The organism is Paraburkholderia panacisoli (assembly GCF_008369935.1).
Lineage (GTDB): Bacteria > Pseudomonadota > Gammaproteobacteria > Burkholderiales > Burkholderiaceae > Paraburkholderia > Paraburkholderia panacisoli.
In genome coordinates this window covers 98,469-124,345 of sequence record NZ_VTUZ01000005.1, presented here as the reverse complement: position 1 = coordinate 124,345, position 25,877 = coordinate 98,469, and the positions used below count along the sequence as shown (strand labels likewise).

Genomic DNA, 25,877 nt, shown 5'->3' with positions numbered 1-25,877 from the left:
GGAGACAGACGATGAAAACCGTATCGATGCTGATCGGCGGCGAACAGGTGCAGGCGCGTAACGGTGCGACCTTCGAGCGTCGCAACCCTCTCGACGGCGAGGTCGCCACGCGCGCGCCGGCTGCGACGGTCGAAGACGCCGTGGCCGCCGTCGATGCCGCCGCCGCCGCGTTCCCGGTGTGGTCGGCGCTCGGCCCGAGCGAGCGTCGTGCGCTGCTGACGAAGGCCGCGCACGCGCTCGAAGCGAAGGCCGACGCGTTTGCCGCCGCGATGGCGGCCGAGACCGGCGCGTCGGGCATCTGGGCCGGCTTCAATGTGCACCTCGCCGCGGCCGGCCTGATCGAGGCGGCGGCGCTCACCACGCAGATCGCCGGCGAATTGATCCCGTCGGACGTGCCGGGCAGCCTTGCGATGGGCGTGCGCCAGCCGGCGGGCGTGGTGCTCGGCATGGCGCCGTGGAATGCGCCGGTGATTCTCGCGGTCCGCGCCATCGCGCTGCCGCTCGCCTGCGGCAACACGGTCGTGCTCAAGGGCTCGGAGATCTGCCCGGCCACCCATGGCCTGATCATCGAAGCGATGCAGGAGGCTGGCTTGCCGCGCGGCACGGTGAATTTCGTGACGAACACACCCGCCGACGCCGCGCGGATCGTCGACGCGATGATCGAACACCCGCAGGTGCGTCGCGTGAACTTCACGGGCTCGACGCGCGTGGGTCGCATCATCGCCGAAACGTGCGCGCGCCATCTCAAGCCCGCCGTGCTCGAACTCGGCGGCAAGGCGCCGCTCATCGTGCTCGACGACGCCGACATCGACGCTGCGGTGAACGCAGCCGTATTTGGCGCGTTCGCGAATTCCGGGCAGATCTGCATGTCGACGGAACGCATCATCGTCGACGAGAGCATTGCCGATACGTTTGTCGACCGGCTCGCCGCGCGTGCGCGCGCGTTGCCGCTCGGCGATCCGCGCAACGGGCCGGTCGTGCTCGGTTCGGTGGTCGACATGAGCACGGTGGAGCGCTGCAACGCGCTGCTCGACGATGCGCTCGCGAAAGGCGCGACGCTGGTGTGCGGCGGCAAGAGCGAGACCACGCTGATGCCCGCTACGCTGCTCGATCGCGTGAGCCCCGACATGCGCATCTATCACGACGAATCGTTCGGCCCGGTGAAAGCGATCGTGCGTGTGCGCGGCGAAGAGGCCTCGATTGCCTGCGCGAACGACAACGAGTATGGCCTGTCGGCCGCGGTGTTCAGCCGCGATACCGCGCGCGCGTTGAATGTCGCGAAGCGCATCGAGTCGGGCATCTGCCACATCAACGGCCCGACCGTGCACGATGAAGCGCAGATGCCGTTCGGCGGTGTGAAGGCGAGCGGCTTCGGCCATTTTGGCGGCAAGGCGGGGATTGCCGAATTCACCGATCTGCGCTGGATCACGCTGCAGACGGCGCCGCGCCACTATCCGTTCTGACCCGGAGGGGCCGCGATGCTTCAGGCATTGGATATTGCGATTCTCGGCGCGGGCGCGATGGGTTCGCTGTTCGGCGGCGTGCTCGCCGAGGCGGGCCACCGTGTGACGCTTGTCGATATCGACGACGCGCATCTCGACGCGATTCGCCGCGAGGGGCTGCGCCTGACCACGGACACGGCCTCGCGCATCGTGAGCAATCTGCGCGTGAGCCGTCCCGAGCATGCAGGATCCGCGCCGGAACTGCTGATCGTCTTCACGAAGACGATGCATACCGAAGCGGCGCTCACGTCGGCGCAGGCGTTGCTCGGGCCGCATACGGCGGTGCTGTCGCTGCAGAACGGTCTGGGCAACGTCGAACGGATTGCGCGGTACGCCGCGCGTGAACGCGTGATGGTCGGCATGACGACGTGGCCTGCGGACAAGTCCGGTTCTGCGCAGGTGAGCTCGCATGGCTCGGGTGAGATTCGCCTGATGAGCGCGGACGGCCAGTCGTATGCGCACGTGCAGCGCACGGTCGATGCGCTGAACTCAGCCGCGTTGAACTGCGCCGCCGATCCCGGCGTGTGGTCCGCGATCTGGGAGAAAGTCGCGTTCAATGCCGCTCTCAACAGTCTTTGCGCGCTCACGCAATGTACGGTGGGCGCGCTCTCGAACGTGCCGGACGGCGAGGCGTTGACGCTGAAGATCGTCGCCGAGGCCGCAGCGGTTGCACGCGCAAACGGTATCGCGTTCGATGAAGCGCATGTGGTCGGCAACGTCCGGCATGCGCTCGCGCACCACCGTGCGCACCGGCCGTCGATGCTGCAGGACGCGCTCGCGGGCCGCAAGACCGAGATCGAGGCGATCAACGGCGCGGTCGTCGCGGCGGCGCGCGCGGCGGGCATCGCGACGCCCTGCACGGAGTGCTTGCTGCAACTCGTGCGGCTCGTCGACGCGCGCGGCGCATGTTGATCACCCAAGTCGATCGCTTCCTGAAGTCATGCACGAACGTCATGGCTTTGGCGCAAATCGGAAATGCCCATCGCATGCCGCGCTGGCCATACTGACGGCAACAAAAAAGTCCATAAACGCGCGCGCAGCGCACAAAACGGAGACAGCCTCTCATGAGTTACGTTCCCCCCGCTTCCGCAGCCGGTTCGGCCGCGCACGACGACGCAACCGTCGCGGGAATAACGCGTGGCGGCAGCGTGGTCGACATCGGCCATGTGCTCGACGACGGTCCCTATACGCTGTTGCAGAAGATGGCGGTGCTGCTCGCGGCGCTGTCGATTGTCGTCGACGGATTCGACAGCCAGCTGATCGGCTTTGCGATTCCACTGCTCACCAAGGAATGGGGCATCACGCGCAACGCGTTTGCGCCCGTGGTGGCGTCGGGGCTCATCGGTATGGGCATCGGCAGTGCGTTCGCCGGTCTGTTCGCGGACCGTTTCGGCCGGCGCTGGGCCGTGATCGGGAGCGTGTTCGTGTTCGGCACGGCGACTTGCGCGATCAGCCTCGCGCCGAATGTCGCGGCCATCGCGGCGCTGCGCTTTATCGCGGGGCTCGGCATCGGCGGGGCGCTGCCCACTTCGACCACGATGACCGCCGAATTCACGCCCGCGCGTTTTCGCACCTTCGCGGTGACGGCGACGATTCTCTGCGTGCCGCTTGGCGGCATGGTCGCAGGATTGTTCGCTGGACAGGTGTTGCCGGTCTACGGCTGGCGCGGCCTGTTTGTCGCGGGCGGCGTGCTGCCGCTCGTGCTGGCCGTCGCGCTGCTCGCCGCATTGCCTGAGTCGCCGCGCTTTCTGGCGCGCCGGCCGCGCCGCTGGCCGGAACTCGTCGGCCTGCTGCGGCGCATGGCGCGTGAAGTCTCTGCCGATGCGAGTTTCACCGATGTGCGCGAGCAAAGCGCGGAGAAGCACGTTGGCTTCACGGCGTTGTTCCGCGATGGCCGCGCGCGCGACACCGTCGCCATCTGGGGGGCATTCTTCATGTGCCTGCTGGCGGTGTACGCCGCATTCAGCTGGCTGCCGTCCATGTTGACGAGCGAAGGGTTGAGCGTGTCGCTGGCGGGCTATGGCCTCAGTGCATACAACCTCGGCGGCGTGATCGGCGCGTTGCTGTGCGCGCTCGCCATCGGGCGCTACGGCTCGCGCTGGCCGTTGCTGCTCTGTTGCCTGGGCGGTGTTGCGAGCGCGTGGATGCTGACCGGCGTCAATGCGACCCAACACACGGCGCTTCTGATCGTCGGCCTCGGCCTGCACGGTCTCTTCGTGAACGCCGTGCAATCGACGATGTATGCACTTTGTGCCTACGTTTATCCGACCAGCGTGCGGGCAACCGGCACGGCGTCGGCGCTCGCGTTCGGACGCGTCGGCGCGATCTTCAGCGCGTTCGCGGGCGCGGCGGTCATCACCGCGGGCGGTGCGTCGGGCTATCTGCTGATGCTCGGCACCGCGATGGTCATGGTATTGATCGCGCTCGCGGTGGTGCGCCGTCATATCCCGCGTGAAGGCGCCGCGCGAGGGCGCTGATCGATCGTCCCTCGCGGTGCGTCCGTATCGCGAGGGACATGTCTGGATGGTCTGATTCTTTTTCGTTGCTGCTACCCACTCCTTGTATCTCACGAGTGGTAATCGCGCGCCTGTTTAATAAGTTATACGAATCAAAATGTAGTGGGTGTGATGAACGTGCATCGTCATGCACGTCCTATAGAAGCCGGTCGCGTGTTCATTCAGGCAGGCCGAAAAGACAGGAAATCATGCAGACTATGAAACTTCGAGTTGCAGCAGGACTTGCGCTGTCCAGCATGAGCGCGGTGGCGTTTGCTCAGAGCAGCGTGACGCTTTACGGCATCGTCGATACGGGGATTGAATACGTTTCGCACGCGACTTCCGCAGGCGACAGCGTCGTGCGCATGCCTGGCATTACGGGCGAAATGCCGTCTCGCTGGGGCTTGCGCGGCACCGAAGGACTGGGAGCCGGCTGGTCGGCGATCTTCGCGCTCGAAAGCGGCTTCAACACGCGCAGCGGCACGCTGAATCAGGGTGGCCGCCTGTTCGGGCGCCAGGCATGGGTCGGGGTGAACACACCGTACGGTGCGCTGACGTTCGGGCGCCAGTACACGATGACCTTCTGGGCAATTGCCGATGCCGACCTCCTCGGCCCCGACATCTACGGTGGCACGGCTTCGTTTGACCAATATCTGCCGAGCTCGCGCAGCGACAACACCATCGTGTACAAGGGCAGCTACGGGGGATTCACACTCGGCGCGACGTGGTCGTTCGGCCGCGATTCGGCCGGCACCGGTAATTCGCCGGGGCAGGGCACGTGCGTGGGTCCGGTGCCGGGCAACTCGCAAACTTGCCGCGAGTGGTCCGCGATGCTGCGCTACGATCGCAACGGCTACGGCGTTGCCGCGGCCTACGATCAGCAGCATGGCGGCCCCGGTGCGTTGGCGAACCTGTACGACGGGACTCCTTCGTTCGCGTTCACGGACCCTGGCGATACTGACGTGCGTATGCAACTGAACGGCTACGGCCACATCGGCGACCTGCGGCTGGGTGGCGGCTGGCTCGGTCGACGTGTCGACACGGTTTCGCCGGCCACGCCGAACGTGCGTACCGATCAGTTCTATCTGACGGCGTCGTATCCGGTGACGCCGGCGTTCGTCGTCGATGGCGGGGTGTATCACATCGTCAACAACCGCGACGATGCGCGTGGCACGATTGCCGCACTACGCACGACGTATCTGCTGTCCAAACGCACTGCGGTGTATCTGCAGGGAGCGTATCTGTGGAATAGCGAAAAGGCGGCGTATACGGTCAGCCAGGGAGGCGGCGGCACCACGCCCGCGCCGGGTACCGGTCAGCTCGGCGTGATGGCGGGATTGCGACACAGCTTCTGAATGCATGTTGCGCGCAGTAGCAACCGCGGTCCGGAATCTGTTTCGATCCGGTAAGTTGTTCGGACATCAGGAATAACATCGGAATGAATTCCGGCCACCTTGCTATCACCCTTCAACTGCGGACCTTCGAGCGTGGCTGCATTTCAATGGGGCGTTGCGGGGGCCATCAAACCGCATGGTAATAGCAAGGCGATTGGCCAAAAGCGCGACATTCACGGACAAATTGGGGCCGTGCTCTTGCAGGTCCAGCATATTTCATGTCGAGTGGTTGCGAAGGCCTATACTCGTGTCGATTGGTGGCCCAGAATCGAGGGTCCCGTCAGACCGACTCTGAGGTAAGAGTGCGCTTCTGCTTCGTCCGATGATGCCCATTCACCTGTTATGCGGGGCCAGAAATACGTCTGTACGGTGAATCGAAAGCTAACGTTCGATGTGCCCGTGGATAGGGGTGCTCACGCTGTTTATCTCAATGCGCGTAGCCAGAAAGGATCATAGGCGCACGGTAAATTCGCAGTGTGGCGTTCAGGACGACAGCCCCAATTTTGTCCCTTAATGATGTGTTTTTGACTCGTAACGTGGACTTCATTTCTTCTATAGTCACGAAGTTGCACCTGCCGACGAAGCGGGTTTCGCCTTCCGCAAGGGGCGAGCCAGATCGACGTGAACGGTATCCGGAGGCATTCCATGCAGAACGAACAAATACTTGAAGTCATCAATGCGCACTGGCGTGCGTCGGCGGCCGGCGATCTCGACGCGGAACACGATATTTACGAGGACGACGCGATCTGTGACTATCCTCAATCGGGTGAACGAATCCTCGGGCGCATTAATTTGCAGGCACTGCGCAGTCATCATCCCGATAAGCCATCGGGTTTCGAAGTCAAGCGAATCCAAGGAGAAGGCAATCTCTGGGTTACGGAATACGTTATTACCTATAAAGCGCGAACGACTTGCACGGTAAGCATTATGGAGTTCCGCGACGGCAAGGTTGTTCACGAGACTCAGTATTTTTCGGATCCCTTTAAGGCGCCGGATTGGCGGCGTCAATGGGTTCAGCAGATCCCGTGACATCGCGTTGCGGCGCCGGAATCGTTCGGTATTTCCGCGTGCAGGCATCGGCGCTGCCATCGCGCTGATATGGAGGCCCGATTTACGTTACCCGGTACAATGAACCGCTTCTGACCCGCCGACCGGTCGCATTTTTGCGCCGGCCTTTATCGCCATGAACCATGATATTGAACATGCTCTCGCCGCTGCGCAACAGAGCTTCACAGCCGGGCAATTCGACGACGCCTCACGTCTGCTGCGCAGTATTCTGGCGAGCGTTCCCGATCACGGCGAAGCTCTTGAAGGGCTTGGTTACATCGCCGCCGGACAGGGCGATCATGCACGCGGGGCCGAGTACCTGATACGGGCTTCGGCGCACATGTCCATGTCCGTGGAGCAGCTGAATTTCGCCGCGAAGGTCTGTCAGTTGGCGCAGCGCCACAATGACGCAAAAGCGCTGTTCGAGCGCTGCCTGGTTCGGGTTCCGAATCATATCGCCTCGTTGCATGGCGCCGCAATGTCGCTGATACAGCTTGGCGAACTGGAGCGTGCGCTCGGGATACTGGTGCATCTGTGCAAAATCCAGCCGCAATCCGCCGAAGCGCATTACAACCGGGGGACGCTGCTCGGTACGATGGGGCGCCATGCGGACGAACTCGATGCCTACCGGCAGGCGATCGCGATCAACCCGCGTTTCGTACGCGCATACGTCAATCTCGGGGTCGCCTTGCGAGATCTGCAGTGCTTCGACGAGGCGTTGCTTCAATTCAAGAAGGCGCTTTCGCTCGATCCGAACGACGCTGGCGCCCGCACCAATCGAGCTCAGACGAATCTGCTGCTCGGGGAATTCGAACACGGCTGGCGCGAATACGAGTGGCGTTGGCGCGATGGCAGCCAAAGCCACGGCTTTGCGCCGAGTACCCAATGGACTGGCATCCAACCGATAGGTGGCAAGACAATTTTCGCTCATCATGAGCAGGGGTTCGGTGACACACTGCAATTCCTGCGCTTCGTGGATCGACTGAGTGCGGCTGGCGCTCGCGTCGTGTTGCGAGTTCAGGATGCGCTACTGCCACTTCTCCAGGATTATCCGGGTGCGGCCGAAGTCATCGGCGAGACAGCCGAGGTTCCACGGTTCGATTTTCATATCCCAATCCTCAGTCTGCCGTTTGCGCTCAAGGTTCGTGCACCCGATCTGGCGACGCCTGGTCCATATCTGCACGCGGACGATGCGCTTGTCTCTCAGTGGGACGATTTGTTCGCAGGCACCCGTCGACGGCCGAGCATTGGGATCGCATGGTCGGGCAGCGTGACGCATTTGAACGATCGCGAACGGTCCATATCGCTCGAACAGCTGAAGCCGTTGTTGGATGCCGATGCGAATTTCTTCGCGCTGCAACGGGACGTCCGCGACAGTGATCGAGCGTCCCTCGCGCTGCTCGATCAGCGCGGGGTGCTGCGTGATGTTTCTGCGCGCCTCACCACGTTCGCTGAGACCGCTGCGCTGATCGCTCGCCTCGACCTCGTCATCAGCGTCGACACGGCTGTGGCGCATCTGGCGGGGGCGCTTGGGAAGCCCGTATGGATTGCATTGCCGGTCATGCCGGACTGGAGATGGCAACTCGACAGAAGCGATAGTCCCTGGTATCCGCAGGCGCGGCTATTTCGACAAACGACGCGAGGTGACTGGACTGCCGTAGTCGCTGCGCTTCGCACCGAAATCGACGCTTTGCAGAGCGCTGCCTGAACGGTGCCAGACGGCCACGGTTGCCACTTTCAACCGGTAGCGGACATTTTCCGGCACGGGGCAGCAGGCTGCTGCGGGGCGAACAGCGGCCCCTGACAGCTGGCGCAGACTAGATCTCCCGCGGAGCAATGGCAGCCTGGGCGGTAGAGGCCGCCATTTTCGGGCTTGCTTTTCGCTAAAGTAATGACGTCTGTTGCCGATATGCCGTATAGGTATCGACCTGTCAAAGGCATGTAGGCACACCCATTTTTATGAGGAATCAGGTTCCGATTGCGCTGCACTAGTCAACGAAACAATATCAACGGGCTTGAGAAAGTTTTGGTAATGGAGGTGCGGCGGCCTGCGGACGCCGTCACGGTTTAGCGATGCAAAGACGCCAGCATGTTCATGCGATCGACACTTTCGCGATGCAGGTCAACGGCTGGCTGCCCAGGACGCCGTTAGTGCCTGCCGATGCCCGCGCTATTCCCCCGAACCTGAAAAAGTCAACCCAAGTGCGACGAACCGAGCTCACTTCCTGGCTGTCCGCTTTGGCCTGCCTCATTCTTCTGTCGCTGTGCGGTTGCGACCGGCACGACCCCGCTTCTTCGAGCGCGAGCGGGCCAACCAGCACCACCATCACCGCGTTGATCTGGGCTCCTGACTGGCCGGAGGAGATGCTCCAGATTGCCGCTGAATTCAGCAAGCTCAATCCGGACATCCACGTGAACGTGCAGTTCATGATTGGCAATTCCGTCGAAGAGAATATCAAGCCTCGGATCGCCTCCGGCAACTTGCCCGATCTGATGAGTCTCAACCCGAATGCCTACGCGGCGGACCTGGCCGATCAAGGGCTGCTGGCCGACGTTAGCAAGACATCTGCATGGAACAACATGCTCGATCCTCTCAAGGAGGACTGGACCAGTCGCCAATCCAGACGCTTTGGAATAGCGGGCGGTGTGGCTACGACGCTGATCTATTACAACCGCGGCATGTTCGCGAGGGCAGGGATCAAGGAATTGCCGACCAATTTCAACGAGTTCCTGGCGGTGTGTGAAAAGCTCAAACATGCGGGCTATACGCCTATCATGTGGAACGGCGGCTTCCCGAATATGCTCGGAAATGGGCCGTTCAGCTCAGGCTTTGCCAACAATGTGGTGGCGCGCGAGCCGGACTGGAAGAACAGAATCAGTGACGGCACGCTGAACTTGAATACGCCTCAGGTAGCCGATATTTTTGCCAAGTTGATGCTGATGCCGGAACGTGGTTTCGTACAAAGGTCATTCATGGCGACCGGTTACGATGACGGCATCACGCAATTCAAGGAGGGCGCGGTCGCGATGGCTTTTCATGGCAGTTGGGCAGCGGGCCTGTTGCTGCATGGCAATCCTTTCGACGTCGGCGTGTTCATCCCGCCCTGGAATGCCCCCGGCAAGCAGGTGGTTCCTGTGATCGGCAGCGAAACCGGGTTTGCAGTGCTTGAAACGCCCAACAAGGCCGCAACGATGCGTTTTCTCGAGTTTATCGCCGGGCAGGGCTTCTCCATTATCCAGAGAAAGCGCCAGAACATTCCGCCATTCAAGCACCCATCGGGGACGGTGGTGAGCGATCTGAAGATTGTCGACTACACAAACATGGTCAGTCGCTATTCGGTGACCGGCAGCCCGTACTATTCGGCTCTGCCGTCCAATTCGATCGAGCGCTTGCATCGATTGATGCAGGATGTGCTGTTCAGGAAGATCACGCCCAGGCAGGCGGCAAAGTTCCTGGACGAGTCTGTTAAGAATGAAGCGAAGATGCACTACAAATGAGCTTAGTCATCGATTGGCTGCGAAGCGCATTCGCCTACTTCTCGCTGGATCTGCTGCGCCGTGTCGAAATTCGCTACCGGCTGATAACCGCGTTCATCCTGCTTTCGCTGCTGCCGTTACTTATTTCCGGCTACATATCGTATGTGGAGTCGACCGCAGCCATCGAGCAGAAGGCGGAGATATTCTCGAAAGAGGTGGTCAAGCAGGTATCCAGGAACATCTCGCTGCGCATAGAGCAGATCGAGACAGAGAGCAGTCTCCTGGTGCTCTCTGATCGGGTTCAGGACGCGCTGACCCGCGCCGCGAACGGTAACGAAAAAGAGCAGAGTGAGGCTCGCCTGGATATGACCCGGCTGCTCCTCGAACACTACGGATCGGTCGAATTCATCAACCAGAAGTATCTGCTCGACCAGAACAACCGGATCATGGACACCCAGGCGTTCGCGCAACTGACGCAGGGGGTGATGCGCCTCGTCAAGCAGGCTCCCAATCACAACGGCCGACCGTACTGGGGCAGCTACGACAACGGCCTCGGACAACAAAACCTCGGGATGGTGCGGGCCATTATCGGCAAGAGCAACAATCGGCAGATCGGCAATCTGGTTCTGGTTATTCGCCCCGAACATTTTTCGTCGATTTTCAATGATGTCGCCTTGGGCAGTGGAACGGAGATCTATGTCCTTGACGCCAGCAACGACAAGCTGATTGCTCGTGCCGACGGCGCGTCCATGACGAGCGATGGCACAGCCGAACCCGGGCTGATCGAAAAGATCGCAAACGCCGGGACGCACGGCGGGCCGAGCGCTTTCGTCGACTTCGACGGCAAGAGCGGCGGCCGATACCTTGCCGCCTACACGAGCATTCCCGGCACGACATGGTTTGTGGTCAGCACGATTCCCGAGCAGAAGCTGACGGCGCAGGCGCAGTCCGTGCGCAACCAGATCGTACTCGTCGGCATCTCGGGGTTCCTGCTTTCGATCTTCCTTGCCTACTTCATTTCGCACAGCATCTCCGCGCCGCTCAAAGAGCTGGTGCAAGAGATGCACGCCACCGGCAACGATGCGGGCGCCGAGGTCGAGACGCAGGCGGACGCTCGCACTGATCCGGGTGCGAAGGATGAACTCGGCAGACTGGCACATCGATTTGAACGAATGAGTGCGGCGATCAGGCAGAAGATCCAGAAGATCAACGAGATCAACGCCTCGCTTGAGCAGACCGTCATCGAACGAACGGCGGAACTCGTTACCAGGGAGCAGCAATCGCGCACGTTAATCGAGAACTCGCCTGACACGATTACGCGCTACGACCGGGAACTGCGCCGCACCTATGCCAATCCCGCTTTCTGTACTTCGGCGGGGCGCAGCCTGGGCGAAGTGCTCGGAAAGCGGCCGTCAGAGGTGCCGGGCGGCGCTAACGCACTGATCTACGAGAAGAAGATCGGCGAAACCATTGCAAGCGGAAAGAGCGGCCAATTTGAACTGAGATGGCTCAGTAAGGACGGACAGGAGCAATGCAGCCATATCCGTCTGACGCCAGAGATCGACCGGTCGGGCGAGGTGAACTCGGTGCTGGCAGTCGGCCGTGATTTATCGGACCGGATGGTATTCGAAGCAACGATATGGAAACAGGCCAATTTCGATGCGCTGACCCGTCTCCCGAATCGCCAGATGTTTCATGACCGTCTCGACCATCAAGCCAGAATGTCGGATCGTTCCGGCCGGCCAATGGGCTTGATGCTGATCGACCTGGATCGATTCAAGGAGGTCAACGACTCCCTGGGCCACGATACGGGCGACCTCCTGCTGATCGAGGCGGCGAGGCGCATCACGTCGTGTGTGCGCGAGTCCGACACCGTAGCCCGTCTTGGCGGCGACGAGTTCACGGTGATTCTGCCGGAGCTGGACGACACCGCAAGCATTGAACAGATCGCGAAGACTATTATCGGCACACTCGCCGAACCCTTCCGGCTTGGCCCGGATGAAGTGTTCATTTCTGCGAGTATCGGCATCACGCTTTACCCGCAAGACACCCGCGAACTGGATGTGCTCTTCAAGAATGCGGATCAGGCCATGTATGCGGCCAAAAGCGCTGGGCGCAACCGTTTCAGCTACTTCACGCCCGACTTGCAAGTGGCGGCAGAAAGGCGCCTGCGTCTCACGAACGATCTGCGCGCTGCCCTGCAGGCCGAACAGTTCCGCGTCTATTACCAGCCCATCGTCGACCTGGCGACTGGCGAAATCTACAAAGCCGAGGCGCTGATTCGTTGGCTGCACCCCGAACGCGGCGCGATCAGCCCGCTGGATTTCATTGCATTGGCCGAAGACACGGGGCTCATCGTTCCAATCGGCGATTGGGTGTTCAGGCAGGCCGTGCACCAGGCCCGTCAATGGCGCCGCCGATTCCATCCGTCGTTTCAGATCAGCGTCAACATGTCACCCGCGCAGATTCGTCAAGACAATCTGGTCTGTATTCAATGGGCGGAGTACCTCAAGCGGGAAGGAATGCCCGGAACGAGCGTTGCTATTGAAATAACCGAAGGGTTGTTGCTGGACGCCGAATTGAACGAGAAGCTGCTGACTTTCCGTGATGCGGGGATTGGGATCTCGATTGACGACTTTGGGACGGGGTACTCATCGCTGGCCTATCTGAAGCGCTTCGACATCGACTATCTCAAGATCGATCGTTCATTCGTACAGAACCTCGGCTTTGACGCCGACAATCAAGCCCTTTGCGAAGCAATGGTGATGCTCGCGCACAAACTGGGATTGAAAGTCATTGCCGAGGGGGTGGAGACGACAGATCAACGCGATTTTCTCGTCGCCGTGGGTTGTGACTTTGCTCAAGGGTTTTTGTATTCCGAGCCGGTTCCGTCGGATCAATTCGAGGGGCGCGTCTGGCCGGCAATCAAGGATGTCGCTGACGAGGCAGTGCGCGACTGGTCTTGAACTATCGCCGGGCGACGGTAGCGCCATCCCGTCGTGAGCAACGCGGCTTCCGCTCATCGCGGAGGCCGCATGCGCAAGTCAGTGCTTTCACGCAGTTGCGCTTCGACGCATTACCTCGTGTTTGTTAGATCAACGGCTTTGAGAACCCGCCCAAAGAACTCATCAGCGCTGGCCGGATTCAACCAGCGGACGATGACCGTCATGCGCCGCTCCGGCTCGATCCACGTAAAGGAGCTACCCGCGCCGACGCCGAAATAACTCGACGCCGGCACGCTCGGGAAAATCTTGCGATCCGTATTGAGCCATACCAGGTAGCCATAAAACGGTGCAAGCGCGCACGGCGTTCGCATGCGCGCGATCCACTCACGGGACAGGATGCGCCGCCCGTCCACCACGCCCTCGTTCAGCAGCATCTGCGCGACCTTGAGTTGATCGTTCGCGCTGACCGACATTCCGCCGCCCCAGTGCGTGCCGCCAGGAACGGATTGCATGCGCCGTCCGTCGATCTCGACCCATGCATTGTCGTAGCCGACCCATTGCCAGTTTTCACTCGCACCGGCCGGACGCATGATCGTTTCGCGGAACACCTCAGGCAACGGTTGCCGGAACAGATGAAGCAGCGCCAGCGAAAGCTGGTTGATACGAACGTCGTTGTATTCCCAGTATGTACCGGGCTTGTGCAGCGGACGCAGGTCGCCCTTTTTCCCGTTCGGCGGGGCGGCGAAATTGACGGCTCGATAGTGGTCAGCCTGATCCGGGAGACCGAAGTACGAACCCTGCCATTCGCTCGTCTGTTGAAGCAGGTGCGCCCAGGTCACGGCGGCATTGTGTTCGTCATCGAAGCCAATGCCGGGCGCACGCACATGGACCGCTTCGTCGACATCCGGCAGCAGTCCGCGGTCGAACGCTACACCGGCGAGCAAAGCGAGGCACATCTTGGCGACGCTGAAAGTCAGATCGGCCCGATCGGGCTCGCCCCATGACGTCAACACGCGGCCATTGACCGCAATCGTGCCGGAGACGGGGCCACGATCATGGACCGGGCCGAGCAGCCGGTTCCACGGCGGCGGGTCGTTCACGTGCACGCCCCACGCGCCACCGACGTGGCGATCCCAAAGCGATTCATGTTCCACTGCGAACTGCACTGCCTGTTGCAAATCGTATTGCATGCGTAAAGTCCTGTTGATCCAGCCGGGCTCCGGTTTAGCGCGCATTCAGGCGCACACGGGCCCATACGATAGTGAAGAGACTGATGACGGCCGCTAGCATCAGATAGAGGCCAGGGGCGAGGTTGTTGCCGGTCGCCGCGATCAGCGCGGCCACGGCAAGCGGGGTGAAGCCGCCGAACACCGTAGTGCCGATGTTGTAGCCGAGCGCCATGCCCGTGGTGCGCGTGCGGGTTGGAAAGAGCTCCGACATCAACGCGGGAATGGGCGCGAAATACGTGGCCTTCAAGATGGCGACCCAAACGACCGCGGCAAGCAGCGTCGCAAGCGACGGGTGCGCGTTCATGAACATGAACGCCGGATAGACCGTCGCGAAGAACAGCATGCCGGCGCCCAGCATGATGCGGGTACGGCCTACCTTGTCGGACCAGTGGCCGACGAGCGGCGTTAGCGCCATCATGATAAAACCGGCCAGCAGCGTCGCAATGAAGCCGGACGAGGGCGCGAGACCGAGTTGCCGCGACGCATACGTCGGCATGTAAAGGAGCATGTAGTTGGCCGTGGTCGTGAGCACGAGCGAGCCGATCGACACGAGAATGCGCTCCTTCTGCGTAGCCAGCAATTCCCGCACGGGCGACGCCGACTTCTCCGCGCGCTCGAACTCGGGCGTTTCGTCGATCCGCCGGCGGATGTACAGGCCGACCGGACCGATCAGCATGCCGAACAGAAAAGGAATGCGCCAGCCCCAGTCTTCGAGCTGAGCCTGGGTCAGCACACCGGTCAGCACCGCGCCGAACGCTGATGCGATCAGCGTGCTCGCACCCTGGCTCGAGAACTGCCAGCTTGCCATGAAGCCTTTGCGGGCCGGCGCGTGCTCGATCAGAAACGCCGTAGAACTGCCGAATTCGCCGCCGGCGGAAAAGCCTTGCAACAGGCGTGATGCGAAAATGCCGATCGGCGCGAGCAGGCCGATCGCCGCATAGGACGGCATCAGCGCGACCATGCCGGTGCCGAGCGTCATCATCGCGATGGACAGCGTGAGCGACGCCTTGCGGCCCTTGCGATCGCTGAACGAGCCGAGCACCAGCGCGCCGATCGGCCGCGCCAGATAGGACAAAGCGAACGTGCCGAGGGTCAGCAGCAGCGAAACCGTCTTGTCGTGCACCGGAAAGAAGGTCCGCGACAACACGGTGGCGAAGTAGCCGTACACAATCAGGTCGTAGAACTCGAGCGCGTTGCCGATGGAAGTCGCGAGGATCAGGCGCGACAAGCCCGAGCGCGACGCGGGTTGGGCGATCCCGCCGGCCGCGGTGGCGGAATCAATGCTCATGGCGGTGTCCCTGGGCGACGTTATGCGGGAGTGTGGATGCGCTGTCGGCTCCCTGGCTCTCCATACGGAAAGCGACACGGCGTTGAAGGACTTCGGGAAAACGACCGGAATCGCGGGGATCCGTCGCGGATTGAATAGCCGTGTCACGTGTCAACGTTGTTCTCCGGTGTCGCGCTCCGTGGGCGAGAGCGCTTGATTCGAAGCGATGTGGCGATCTTGGCGTGGACGATATTTGTGGACAATTACAATATTTGGCAGATATCGTTGCCGAAACGGCAAAGCGGGACAGTCATGACCCAAATGGACAACACAGCGCTGCGTTACTTTCTTGAAGTGGCGCGCAGCGGTTCGCTCAGCAAGGCGTCGGAGCGGCTGTACGTGGCCGTGTCGGCGCTGAGCAGGCAGATTGCGAAGCTGGAGGAGGAAGTCGGCGCGGCGCTGTTCGAGAGGCGCCCGCGTGGAATGGTATTGAGCGACGCCGGGCACTTGCTTGCCGAGCATGCGCGCCGCACGCTGCTGGACGCGGAGCGCGTGACCGAGGAGATTCGCGGACTGAGCAACGGCGGCCGCGCGACGATTCGCGTGGCGAGTTCGGAGGGCGTCGCCCCCCATTTTTTGCCGCAGGTTTTTGCGCGCTTTCTGAAGACGCACCCGGCGACGCATTTTCAGCTCGACGTGTCCGCGCCGTCTGTTGCGACGCAGCGCGTGCGCGACGGCGTCGCCGACATCGCCGTGTGTTTCAGCATTTCGCCGGAGAAGGACATCAATGTGGTGTACTCGCAGCGCGCACCGATTTTCGCGCTGGTGCGGCGCGGTCATCCTCTCGCGGCGCGCGAGTTCGTGACGCTCGCGGACCTGCTGCCGTGGCCGCTCGCAATAGACCATCAGGGCGTGACGATCCGTCAGCTATTCGACATTTCATGCAGCGTGGCAGGCCTGGTTTTCGACCCGGTGTTCGTCAGCAACTATCATGCGGCGCTACAAACCTTCGTCCTGCAGACCGATGCCGTCACCGTGACAGGGCTCCTGACCGTGCGCAGCCGGCTGGAGGTGGATGGCCTCGCCGTCGTGCCGATCCGCAATCCCGAACTCCAGCAGCGCACGCTCCAGATCCAGACGATGGCCGGGCGGACTTTGCCGCATGCGGTGCAGGCGTTCGTCGAACAGCTGACGGGCGCGATCGATGATCCCGCGCTTCTCGATTGAAGCGGTGCGAACCCGAATCGGGCGCCCAGCGTGAATCGAGAGCATGCCTGTTGCGCCGGACATCAACCGCTTTATGGTCGTGACTCATCCTGGCAACACGGTTCATCTGATGGTCTAATGCCATTCCTTTATCATTTCAGGTCTCGTTGAATGGAGTGATGTATTTGAAAGCTCCATTTTCTTGTTAGGCCACGTGGATTTAGAGGCACTTATGTCGACGGACGCAGACGCAATCACGGATGAACGGATCGCTGGAATTGCGGATCGCATGGTCGAAGAAGGTCGGAACGTATCTCCGGTGACAATCTGGTCCGAGGTCCGGGGCGGTTCGATCATCGCCATCGCCGCGGCGCTCGACCGCTGGCGCGAAGCGCGTCAGCCCCGGGTTCCGCAACCTCAGGCTCACGCGTTGCCGGAAAACATCGCCGAAAATATCATGAGCGCGGCCGGCCGGATCTGGTCGGCCGCTCATGACGAAGCGGAAAAGGCAGCCAGTCAGCGCCTGGGTGTCGTGCACCAGCATCTCGACACTACGCTCGCGGAGCGGGGCGAAGCCCTTGCCGAGTATCAGAGAATGGCGGAAGAAGTCGAAGCCGGGCGCGAGCGTCTCGCTGCTTTGACGGATGCGCACAGCGCCTCGCAGGAAGCTGCGCGGCGGCTCGAAGCGGAACTCGCGGCGTCGACACGTCGCGGCGAAACCGCCGAGGCACGAGTGGAAGAGCTCGTGCAGCGCGCGTCGGTCGAACATGCCGAACTCGAATCGACCAAGGCGGCGCTCGATGAGGAGCGCGCGGCGCGTGCTGCGTTGGGTGTCGATATCGCCAGCAAAGATGAAGAGATAACCCGGCTCACGCACGCGCAGCATGCTTCGGAGGAAGCTGCGACGCGCCTCGAAACGGAACTCGCGGCGTCAACACGTCGTGCTGAAACCGCCGAGGCACGAGTGGAAGAGCTCGTGCAGCGCGCGTCGGTCGAACATGCCGAACTCGAATCGACCAAGGCGGCGCTCGATGAGGAGCGCGCGACGCGTGCTGCGTTGGGTGTCGATATGGCGAGCAAAGATGACGAGATAACGCGGCTCACGCACGCCCAGCATGCTTCGGAGGAAGCTGCTACACGCCTCGAAACGGAACTCGCGGCGTCGACACGTCGCGCTGAAGCCGCCGAGGCGCGAGTGGAAGAGCTTGTGCAGCGCGCATCGGTGGAACTTGCCGAACTCGAAAAAACCAGGGCGGCGCTTGATGAGGAACGTGCTGCGCGTGATGCGTTGAGCGCGACCGTCTCAAGCAAAAACGACGAGATAGCGCGGATCACTCGCAAGCGCGATGAGGCGTGGAAGGAAGCCGCGGCTTTGGGCGAAGCCTATCGGGCGATGTCAGACGAAGTGAAGCGATGGACCGAGGCATCGGGCGCGGCTTCCTCGCGCGCTGAAGCCGCCGAGGCGCAGTTGAACGAGAGCCGCGCGCAACTCGCCGCGCGGGAGGCCGAGTTGGACGATGCTCGCAATGCGTTGGCCGTCGAGCACCAGGCTGCTGCGGCGCGCCTGGAAGAAGCAACGGCCAATCTCGGCGAATTGCAGCGCGTAGCCGGGGAACTCGAGGAGGCGCGGAAAGAGATAAGCACCATGGCTGACACGAAAGCAGCCGCGACCGATGAAGCCGCCCGAGTCGCGCAGGAAGCGACCGCTGCGACAGAACGAGCGGATGCCGCCGAGCAACGAGCAGCAGTGCTTGAGCAACGCTTTACGGAACTCGATGCCGCGCGCATGCAGGAGTTGGACGATGTTCGTAATGCGTTGGCAGTTGAGCGCCAGACAGCGGCGGCACGCCAGGAAGAAGCAACGGTCAATCGCGGCGAATTGCAGCGCGTAGCCGGGGAACTCGAGGAGGCGCGGAAAGAAATAAGCGCCATGACTGACGCAAAAGCAGCCGCGACCGATGAAGCCGCCCGAGCCGCGCAGGAAGCCACCGCCGCGACAGAACGAGCAGATGCCGCCGAGCAACGAGCAGCAGTGCTTGAGCAACGCTTCACGGAACTCGATGCCGCGCGCGTGCAGGAGTTGAACGATGCTCGCAATGCGTTGGCAGTCGAGCGCCAGACAGCGGCGGCACGCCAGGAAGAAGCAACGGTCAATCGCGACGAATTGCAGCGCGTAGCCGGCGAACTCCAGGAAGCCCGCAAAGAGGTCAGCGCCCTGGCTGACGCGAAAGCGTCCGCGATCAATGAAGCCTCCCGGGTCGCCCAGGAGGCATCCACCGCAAGAGAACGTGCAGATTCTGCCGAGCACCATGCGGCAGAACTCGCACAACGCTTCGCGGAACTGGACGCCGCGCGCGTGCAGGAATTGGACGATGTGCGCAATGCGTTCGCGCTGGAGCGTCAGACTGCTGCGGCGCGGCTGGACGAAGCGTCGGTCAATTTCGGTGAACTGCAGCGCGTAACCCGGGAACTCGAGGCAACCCGCAAAGATGTCAGCGCCATGACCGATGCAAAAGCGGCCGCGATCGAAGAAGCGGCCCGGGTCGCGCAGGAAATCACCGCCGCGAGAGAACGTGCGGAGGCCGCCGAGCAACGTGCAACTGCACTTGAGCAACGCCTCGCAGAACTCAATGCTGCGCGCATCCAGGAAACGCAACGCGATGAGTCTGCGAGAGCGGACGAAGTGGCTGCGTTGCGGCGTCAACTATCGGCTGAAACCAAAGCGCATGAGAAGGCCTTCAACGAGCTTCGCGCACTGGCTGAACAGTGGGTCGCGCATGCAAAGGATCTGAAGCAGCGGCTCGGTTCGGCCAACGAGAGAATATTGTTCGTCGACGCGCGCAGTACAGGAGAGGTGGCGCTTCTACGGCGGCTCTCGGCTGAACTGGAACGGCTTAAGCCGGATCATGAGTTGGCATCCCGCGACGCGCAGCAAAAACTGATTGGCGCGACGATGGCCGAACGACTCGCTCAGAAGGGTTACCGATATGACCCGGCTACGGCGGTTATTTCCAAAGTGGAAAGCTGATGATGTAGACCGATTCGACTATGGGGCAGTTTCAGCAATCGCAACGATGTTGAGCGCGGATATCGGCGTGGCGTGATGTTACCGGAATACGTCATTTACGCCGCTAGCCGATCGAACATGTGAACGGGACAATGCGATCCAACGATACGCACAAGGAGATCTGTATGTCCCCGGTTTCAGCCGTTCCGGCCGCCGACAGTGGCGCGGCGCTCGCTCACTTCAATACGTCGTTGTCATTCGAAACCGATTGCGCCGACGTCCATGCGTCGCTTGAAAGCGACGACCCGCTTTCCGTCGATTTCGTCCTGCTCGACGTGCGTAGTCCCGCACTTTTCGCACGCGGCCATGTGCCGGGCGCCGTGAACCTGTTGCACGGCAAGATTGTCGCGTCGAAGCTCGCTGAGTATCCGCCCAATACGCTGTTCGTCACGTACTGCGCGGGCCCTCACTGCAACGGCGCAACGCGCGCCGCAATAAAACTTGCTCAGCTCGGCCGGCCGGTGAAGGTCATGATCGGCGGCATCACGGGCTGGCTCGACGAAGGTTTCCAGTTGGCTGTTGGCAATGAAAAGTGATCCGCAGCGCGATTGGCAGGATGCGGGCGCATCTTGCGAATGCGTCTGTATTTCATTTTTCTCAGTCTACTGTTAGCGGCGCCAGATCCTTTTCCGAGTCTTTGGCATTTTTTCTTGCCTCTATTGTGCAGGGACACCGGTAACATCGCGCCATGCACAATCATCTCGTCGTCGCGCTGGCTTACGACCGGCTCTGCACCTTCGAATTCGGTTGCGTGACCGAACTGTTCGCGCTCGAGCGTCCCGAACTCGGCGTCGACTGGTATCGCTTCGCGGTATGCGCCGGCGAAGCCGGGCCGATCCGCGCGGCGGGCGGCATCACGATTGCCGCGCCTTACACGCTCAAGCTGCTGGAGCGCGCCGACACGATCGTCATCCCCGGCTGGCGCGATGCGGACGAAGTGCCGCCCGAACCGCTGCTGAGAAAAATTCGCACCGCGTACGAGCGCGGCGCGCGCCTCTGTTCGATTTGCTCGGGCGTGTTCGTGCTGGCGGCCGCTGGCGTGCTCGACGGCAAGACCGTCACGACCCACTGGCGTTATGCCGCGAAATTGCAGCAGCGCTATCCGCAATTGCACGTGCAGCCGGATGCGCTGTATGTCGACGAAGGCCGGATCATCACGTCGGCGGGATCGGCGGCGGGACTCGACATGCTGCTGCATCTGGTGCGGCGCGATCACGGCATCGCGGTGGCGAACCGGGTCGCGCAGCGGCTCGTGGCGCCGCCGCATCGCGAGGGCGGTCAGGCGCAGTTCGTGCCGCGCCCGATGCCGCCCGACGACAGCGGCCGTCTGGCGAAGCTGATGGACTGGGTGCGCGCTCATCTGGCCGCGCCGCACACGCTGCGCTCGCTTGCCGAGCGCGCGGCGATGAGTCCGCGCACGCTGCAACGGCAGTTTCACGACGCCACCGGCATGGCGCCTTACGAGTGGCTGGTGCGCGAGCGGGTGGCGTTCGCCCGCGAGTTGCTCGAGGGGCAGGCGCCGCTGCCGATGGCGCGCGTCGCGGAACTGGCGGGCTTCGGCTCCGAAGAGTCGTTGCGGCGGCATTTCCGGCGCATTGCGCTGACGAGCCCCGGCGCATATCGCCGGAGATTTGGCGTGCAGGCCGGGGTCTGACCGTGCAGTGTCGCGGGGCGCGCGGGTCTGCGTGTGACTGCGCCCGATCGTCCGATTTCTCCAGGGCCACGATTGCTGGTGCTGCCGGTGTCGATGCCACTGCATCCACTACCGCCATTGCGCCAAGCCGCGCCCGACGCGCATCGGCACCCCGCTTCAATGCACGCAGCATCGCTGCGCGGACGACCTAATGACGCATTTCCGGTTCATGCATATCGCATAGCGCGTGACGCAGCGCGGTTGTCGGGCTAGCCGCGCCTTAGAGCCACGCCTCGCGACGCCCGAACAGGTTCGCGCGATCGCTGATTTTCTGTCAGCATCACGGCCAGCGTCCGTGCCGGCGCGTCGAGCGTGCCGCGCATCCGCGATACAAAACCAGTGCTTCGCAGCGGAGCGCCGCAACGCGTCCGCCGCCACGGTCTTATTGCTCATGAACGTCAAACTCGTCCTCGCTGCCGCCGTGATTGCCGTATCGGGCGCAAGCACCGCGCTGATGCCGGCGCCTGGCGCCGCGCAGACGCCGCATGCCGACTCGCGCGCTGAGTTGTATCGCCGCAACCTGCTGGCGGGCGAGGACGTCCCGTGCCGCACCAATGCGTCGTGCGCGGCGCTCGGCGTGGCCGCGCTGGAAGCGGGGCGCATCAAGGACGCGCAAACGCTGGTGGCGATGGAGGCCGCGCTCGCCGAAGCCAGCGCGATGCAGGCCGCCGAGGGGAACTCGCCGAAAGCCACCAGTTCGGCGCGCGCGCGCGTCGCGATGGCGCTCGTTCATCAGGGTGATGTGCAGCTGAAGCTGGGTGCGCTGCCCGACGCGCGCGCCTACTACCGGAGCGCGGCGAGCCGTGGCGACGACTATCCCGGCGACGCGCTGCTCGGCCGCACGGTGGCCGCCGCGCGTGAACGGCTGGAAGCGATCTCCCACCAGGCGGTGGTGACGGGCGTGCCACCGGGCGGCGCGCGCTTTAGCCGCTACATGTTTTTCGGCGCGTGGAACAGCATCGACGTGAAGCCGGTGAAAGGGCGGTGCGGCGTGTACCGGCTCGACGGCGAGTTCGTCTATCCGACCGTGAGTCCCAACGGCGAGCCGAGTGCGAACATGGGCAGTCTGTTGGCCCTCGTGCGGTTCTACGACGGCGCCGCGCGCGTGCCGGTGACCGATGCTCGCGGCGATGGGCCCATCGACGCCACTGCGAAGATCGCCAACCTCGCGCCGCTCGACCAGCGCGACGACAAATGCCTGATCGAGTTCAAGCTCTCCGCGCCGGAGACGCTCGACGTGCGCACGCACGGCTCGGTGACGGCCTGCGGTTTCGGCTTCAATGTGAGCGCTGACGGACGTTACTACCTGATGACGGGTTCCTGACGACGTCAATACGAACCTGACAAGGTCGAAGCCTTGAAAGGCTGAACCGGCAGCATGCAGTAGTCGATGTGGTCTACAGTGAAGGATGCACTGGCTTCGAGCTTGCTGAAGCAGCCTCACTGAAGAAGTCCCCGCTCGAAGCCCCGTCAAGCAGCCGTCCAACGGAACCCCCATGCCCGACATCGAGAAAATCATCGCCGGTTTCAACGCCGGCCGAGATCCCGAACGGCTCGCGATGAAATACAAAGCCATGCGCGGCTCGCCGTTCGTGTTTTTGCGCGGCACCTGTCATCTGTTCTATGAGCGCCTGCCGCGCGAAAAGGTGCTCGACGACGCGCCGCCGGTGTGGATTTGCGGCGACATGCATCTGGAGAATTTCGGCAGCTACAAGGCCGATAATCGCCTGATCTACTTCGACAACAACGATTTCGACGAAGCCTGTCTCGCGCCCGCGCTATACGAGCTGGTGCGCCTGCTGACGAGCGTGCTGGTCGGCGCGGCCGATCTCAAACTCAGCCGCGCGCAGGCGTTCGCGCTCTGCCATACCGCGGTGGATGCTTACGGCGCGGCGCTCGTGTTCGGCAAGGCGCGCTGGATCGAGGCGGAAACGTCGGTCGGCATGGTGCGCGATCTGTTCGACGCGCTGGCGAGCCGCACGCGCGCCGCGCATCTTGACCGGCGCACGGTGCTCAAGGGCAAGACCCGCGTGCTGAAAGTGGACGGCAAGAAAGCGCTGCCGGTGAGCGACGCGCAGCGTTCGGCCGTCACGCAGTTCATGCAGCGCTTCGCGGCGGGCGAACCCAATCCGGAGTTCTATCGCATTCTCGACGTGGGGCGGCGGATCGCCGGTACCGGCAGCCTCGGCGTGGATCGCTACGTGATTCTCGTCGAAGGCAAAGGCTCGCCGGACGGCAATTTTCTGATCGACCTGAAAGAAGCGCTGCCTTCGTCGGTCGGGCCGCATCTGCACACGCCGCAGCCGAAGTGGCAGACCGAGGCGCAACGCGTCGTCGAAGTGCAGCGGCGCAATCAGGCGGTGTCGCAGGCATTCCTGCGAGCGGTCGACTTCAACCAGCGCTCGTATGTGCTGCGCAGCCTGCAGCCTTCGGAAGACCGGGTCGCGCTGAGCGACTGGAACGGCAAATTGCCGCGGCTCGAAGAAGTGGTCAACAGCATGGCCGAATTGAGCGCGTGGGCACATCTGCGCAGCGGCGGCCGGCAGACGTCGTCGATCGCCGACGACTTGATCGCGTTCGGCAATCGACGCGACTGGCAGTTGCCGCTGATCGAGATCGCGACGCGCTGCGAAGCCCAGGTGCAGGTTGACTGGAAAGCGTATTGCGAGGCTTACGATCGCGGTGCGTTCGAGTTGGCGGGGAAGGTTTGAGCGGATTCGCTGTGGTTCGCTGTGGTGGTTCGCGGCGTGAGCGTGGCGGTCGGTGTTCAGCGTGCCGTGCAGCACGTATTCGCGCATTGCGTCCGAGCAGGTGACACGTGGCGAAGGCGCTGCGAAATAAGCTCATGACCGACGCGTAAGCACACCGTAGCGACGGCGGATGCGGCAGCGAAACCATCGCCAGGCCGCGCAAAACCCGCGCAAAACAAGTCGCGTCGGCACGCGCCAATCACCTCCCGGATGCACTCCGCATCAACCGTCACCGATGCGAGTTCCGCTCCAGACAAACCCCGATTGCTGCGGTGAATCGGCCGCTGATATCGTTCGCTGGTCCATGTGGAAGCGCTTCCACTCAAGTGTTTAACGAGCTTGGCGCGGCGTCTTCCATCCCACCAGGTTCCATCGATCTCAGCGTAGGAGAAGCCGTGGCAAACGACGCATCCGCAGTAATCGAACCAGTCTCCCCCCAATCGCTCGCCGATCCGTTCACGCCGCCCGCGGACTCGTCGCTGTGGCGCAAGAATTTCCTGCTCGGCGCGGCCACCGCTTCGTATCAGATCGAAGGCGCGATCCACGAAGACGGCCGCCTGCCGTCCATCTGGGACACCTTCTCGGCGACGCCCGGCAAGGTGCTGGCCGGCGACACCGGCGCGGTGGCCTGCGATCACTACCATCGCTGGGAAGCGGATGTCGACATGCTGGTGGGGCTCGGCCTCGAAGGCTATCGGCTGTCCATCGCATGGCCGCGCGTGATGGACGCGGCCGGCGCGCCGAACCGCAAGGGCATCGACTTCTACAAACGCCTGCTCACGCGTCTGAAAGACAAGGGCGTCACGACCTTCGCCACGCTGTATCACTGGGACTTGCCGCAGCATCTGGAAGATCGCGGCGGCTGGCTTAACCGCGACACCGCGTACCGTTTCGCCGACTACGCCGACCTGATGAGCCGCGAACTGTCGGGCCTCGTCGACGCATGGGCGACGCTCAACGAGCCCTGGTGTTCGGCGTATCTCGGCTACGGCAACGGCCACCATGCACCGGGCCTCGCGAACGAGCGCTTCGCGACGCAAGCGATGCATCATCTGCTGCTCGCGCACGGTCTTGCGCTGCCGGTCCTGCGCGCCAACGATCCGCGCTCGCAAAAGGGCATCGTCGCCAACATCGGCCGCGGCACGGCCAACGGCGACAGCGCCGCCGACCAGCGCGCGGCGGAGCTGTTCGAGGTTCAGCACAACGCGTGGGTTCTCGATCCGCTGCTGAAGGGGGAATATCCGCAGGCGCTGTTCGAGTTGTGGCCGGGCACCGAGCCGCTCGTGCTCGACGGCGACATGAAAGTTATTTCGACGCCGCTCGACTTCCTCGGCATCAACTATTATTTCCGCACCAACGTCGCGAGCGACGGCGCGCACGGCTTCAAGGACGTGCCGCTCGAAGGCGTCGAGCGCACGCAGATGGGCTGGGAGGTACACCCCGACGGCTTGCGCGATCTGCTGACCGGGTTTAAGGAGACTTACGCGAACCTGCCGCCGATCTACATCACCGAAAACGGCATGGCCTCGGACGACCAGGTCACGGACGGCCGCGTGGACGACAGCCAGCGCATTTCGTTCATCAAGCGCCATCTGGCCGCCGTCGACCAGGCGATCAAGGCGGGCGTGGATATCCGCGGCTATTTCCTGTGGTCGCTGATGGACAACTTCGAGTGGGCGTATGGTTACGAAAGGCGTTTCGGCATCGTGCATGTGGATTACAACACGCAGAAGCGCACGCTCAAACGCAGCGGGGAACTGGTGGCCAAGTTTTTGAAGGAACGTAAGGCACAGGCGTAGCGGAGT

At 62.6% G+C, this 25,877-nt stretch carries 19 protein-coding genes and 2 pseudogenes; 17 read left to right on the top strand and 4 right to left on the bottom strand.

Annotated features, from left to right (window positions below):
• Positions 1-11: 11 nt before the first annotated feature.
• The 6 genes and pseudogenes from FVF58_RS09220 to FVF58_RS52605 all read left to right on the top strand — a co-directional run.
• Entirely contained in the window at positions 12-1,463 is a 1,452-nt protein-coding gene (locus tag FVF58_RS09220) for an aldehyde dehydrogenase (RefSeq protein ID WP_149669597.1), read from the top strand.
• A 27-nt stretch (positions 1,464-1,490) separates the two neighbouring features.
• Positions 1,491-2,414 (top strand): ketopantoate reductase family protein, encoded by a 924-nt coding sequence (locus FVF58_RS09215; protein WP_281291172.1) that lies wholly within the window; start codon positions 1,491-1,493, stop codon positions 2,412-2,414.
• Between the two features lie 152 nt (positions 2,415-2,566).
• Positions 2,567-3,979, top strand: a complete 1,413-nt coding sequence (locus FVF58_RS09210) for an MFS transporter (protein ID WP_149669595.1) — start codon at positions 2,567-2,569, stop codon at positions 3,977-3,979.
• A 236-nt stretch (positions 3,980-4,215) separates the two neighbouring features.
• The gene (locus FVF58_RS09205; RefSeq protein ID WP_149669594.1) at positions 4,216-5,352 is read left to right on the top strand and encodes a porin; all 1,137 of its coding nucleotides are present in this window, start codon (positions 4,216-4,218) and stop codon (positions 5,350-5,352) included.
• Positions 5,353-6,036: 684 nt separating this feature from the next.
• Entirely contained in the window at positions 6,037-6,420 is a 384-nt protein-coding gene (locus FVF58_RS09200; protein ID WP_149669593.1) for a nuclear transport factor 2 family protein, read from the top strand.
• A gap of 154 nt (positions 6,421-6,574) precedes the next feature.
• Positions 6,575-7,153, top strand: a pseudogene (locus tag FVF58_RS52605) (tetratricopeptide repeat protein); the annotation flags it as partial.
• Between the two features lie 312 nt (positions 7,154-7,465).
• Here FVF58_RS52605 and FVF58_RS52600 read toward each other — a convergent pair.
• On the bottom strand, positions 7,466-7,954 hold the full coding sequence (locus tag FVF58_RS52600) for a hypothetical protein (RefSeq protein ID WP_246217020.1): 489 nt from the start codon (positions 7,952-7,954) through the stop codon (positions 7,466-7,468).
• Between FVF58_RS52600 and FVF58_RS52595 the strand changes: the two genes are divergently transcribed.
• From FVF58_RS52595 to FVF58_RS09185, 3 genes are all read left to right on the top strand, one after another.
• Complete coding sequence (locus FVF58_RS52595; RefSeq protein ID WP_246217016.1) at positions 7,853-8,146, top strand: glycosyltransferase family 9 protein; 294 nt, start codon at positions 7,853-7,855, stop codon at positions 8,144-8,146. The genes FVF58_RS52600 and FVF58_RS52595 overlap by 102 nt on opposite strands.
• Before the next feature lie 365 nt (positions 8,147-8,511).
• Positions 8,512-9,936, top strand: a complete 1,425-nt coding sequence (locus tag FVF58_RS09190; RefSeq protein WP_246216990.1) for an ABC transporter substrate-binding protein — start codon at positions 8,512-8,514, stop codon at positions 9,934-9,936.
• The gene (locus FVF58_RS09185; RefSeq protein ID WP_149669591.1) at positions 9,933-12,881 is read left to right on the top strand and encodes a bifunctional diguanylate cyclase/phosphodiesterase; all 2,949 of its coding nucleotides are present in this window, start codon (positions 9,933-9,935) and stop codon (positions 12,879-12,881) included. The genes FVF58_RS09190 and FVF58_RS09185 overlap by 4 nt, the downstream gene beginning before the upstream one ends.
• Positions 12,882-12,991: 110 nt before the next feature.
• On the opposite strand, the gene FVF58_RS09180 is transcribed toward FVF58_RS09185, so the two are convergent.
• The gene (locus tag FVF58_RS09180; RefSeq protein WP_149669590.1) at positions 12,992-14,050 is read right to left on the bottom strand and encodes a serine hydrolase domain-containing protein; all 1,059 of its coding nucleotides are present in this window, start codon (positions 14,048-14,050) and stop codon (positions 12,992-12,994) included.
• A gap of 34 nt (positions 14,051-14,084) precedes the next feature.
• Positions 14,085-15,377 (bottom strand): MFS transporter, encoded by a 1,293-nt coding sequence (locus FVF58_RS09175; protein WP_149669589.1) that lies wholly within the window; start codon positions 15,375-15,377, stop codon positions 14,085-14,087.
• 300 nt (positions 15,378-15,677) lie between these two features.
• Here FVF58_RS09175 and FVF58_RS09170 point away from each other — a divergent pair, with 300 nt between their 5' ends.
• Entirely contained in the window at positions 15,678-16,583 is a 906-nt protein-coding gene (locus FVF58_RS09170) for a LysR family transcriptional regulator (protein ID WP_149669845.1), read from the top strand.
• A gap of 211 nt (positions 16,584-16,794) precedes the next feature.
• Positions 16,795-17,109, top strand: a pseudogene (locus tag FVF58_RS52590) (DNA-binding protein); the annotation flags it as partial.
• 384 nt (positions 17,110-17,493) lie between these two features.
• Here the strand turns inward: FVF58_RS52590 and FVF58_RS52585 are convergent.
• Complete coding sequence (locus FVF58_RS52585; RefSeq protein WP_246217019.1) at positions 17,494-17,679, bottom strand: hypothetical protein; 186 nt, start codon at positions 17,677-17,679, stop codon at positions 17,494-17,496.
• A gap of 90 nt (positions 17,680-17,769) precedes the next feature.
• Between FVF58_RS52585 and FVF58_RS09165 the strand changes: the two genes are divergently transcribed.
• The 6 genes from FVF58_RS09165 (at position 17,770) to FVF58_RS09140 (ending at position 25,871) form a co-directional block, all read left to right on the top strand.
• A complete protein-coding gene (locus FVF58_RS09165) occupies positions 17,770-19,590 on the top strand; it encodes a coiled-coil domain-containing protein (RefSeq protein ID WP_246217018.1) in 1,821 nt (606 codons plus the stop codon).
• A gap of 164 nt (positions 19,591-19,754) precedes the next feature.
• Positions 19,755-20,165, top strand: a complete 411-nt coding sequence (locus tag FVF58_RS09160; protein ID WP_188130761.1) for a rhodanese-like domain-containing protein — start codon at positions 19,755-19,757, stop codon at positions 20,163-20,165.
• Positions 20,166-20,317: 152 nt separating this feature from the next.
• A complete protein-coding gene (ftrA, locus tag FVF58_RS09155) occupies positions 20,318-21,283 on the top strand; it encodes a transcriptional regulator FtrA (RefSeq protein ID WP_149669587.1) in 966 nt (321 codons plus the stop codon).
• Positions 21,284-21,713: 430 nt separating this feature from the next.
• Positions 21,714-22,646, top strand: a complete 933-nt coding sequence (locus FVF58_RS09150) for a hypothetical protein (RefSeq protein ID WP_149669586.1) — start codon at positions 21,714-21,716, stop codon at positions 22,644-22,646.
• 172 nt (positions 22,647-22,818) lie between these two features.
• A complete protein-coding gene (locus tag FVF58_RS09145; RefSeq protein ID WP_149669585.1) occupies positions 22,819-24,033 on the top strand; it encodes a DUF2252 domain-containing protein in 1,215 nt (404 codons plus the stop codon).
• 434 nt (positions 24,034-24,467) lie between these two features.
• Complete coding sequence (locus FVF58_RS09140) at positions 24,468-25,871, top strand: GH1 family beta-glucosidase (RefSeq protein WP_149669584.1); 1,404 nt, start codon at positions 24,468-24,470, stop codon at positions 25,869-25,871.
• Positions 25,872-25,877 lie beyond the last annotated feature (6 nt).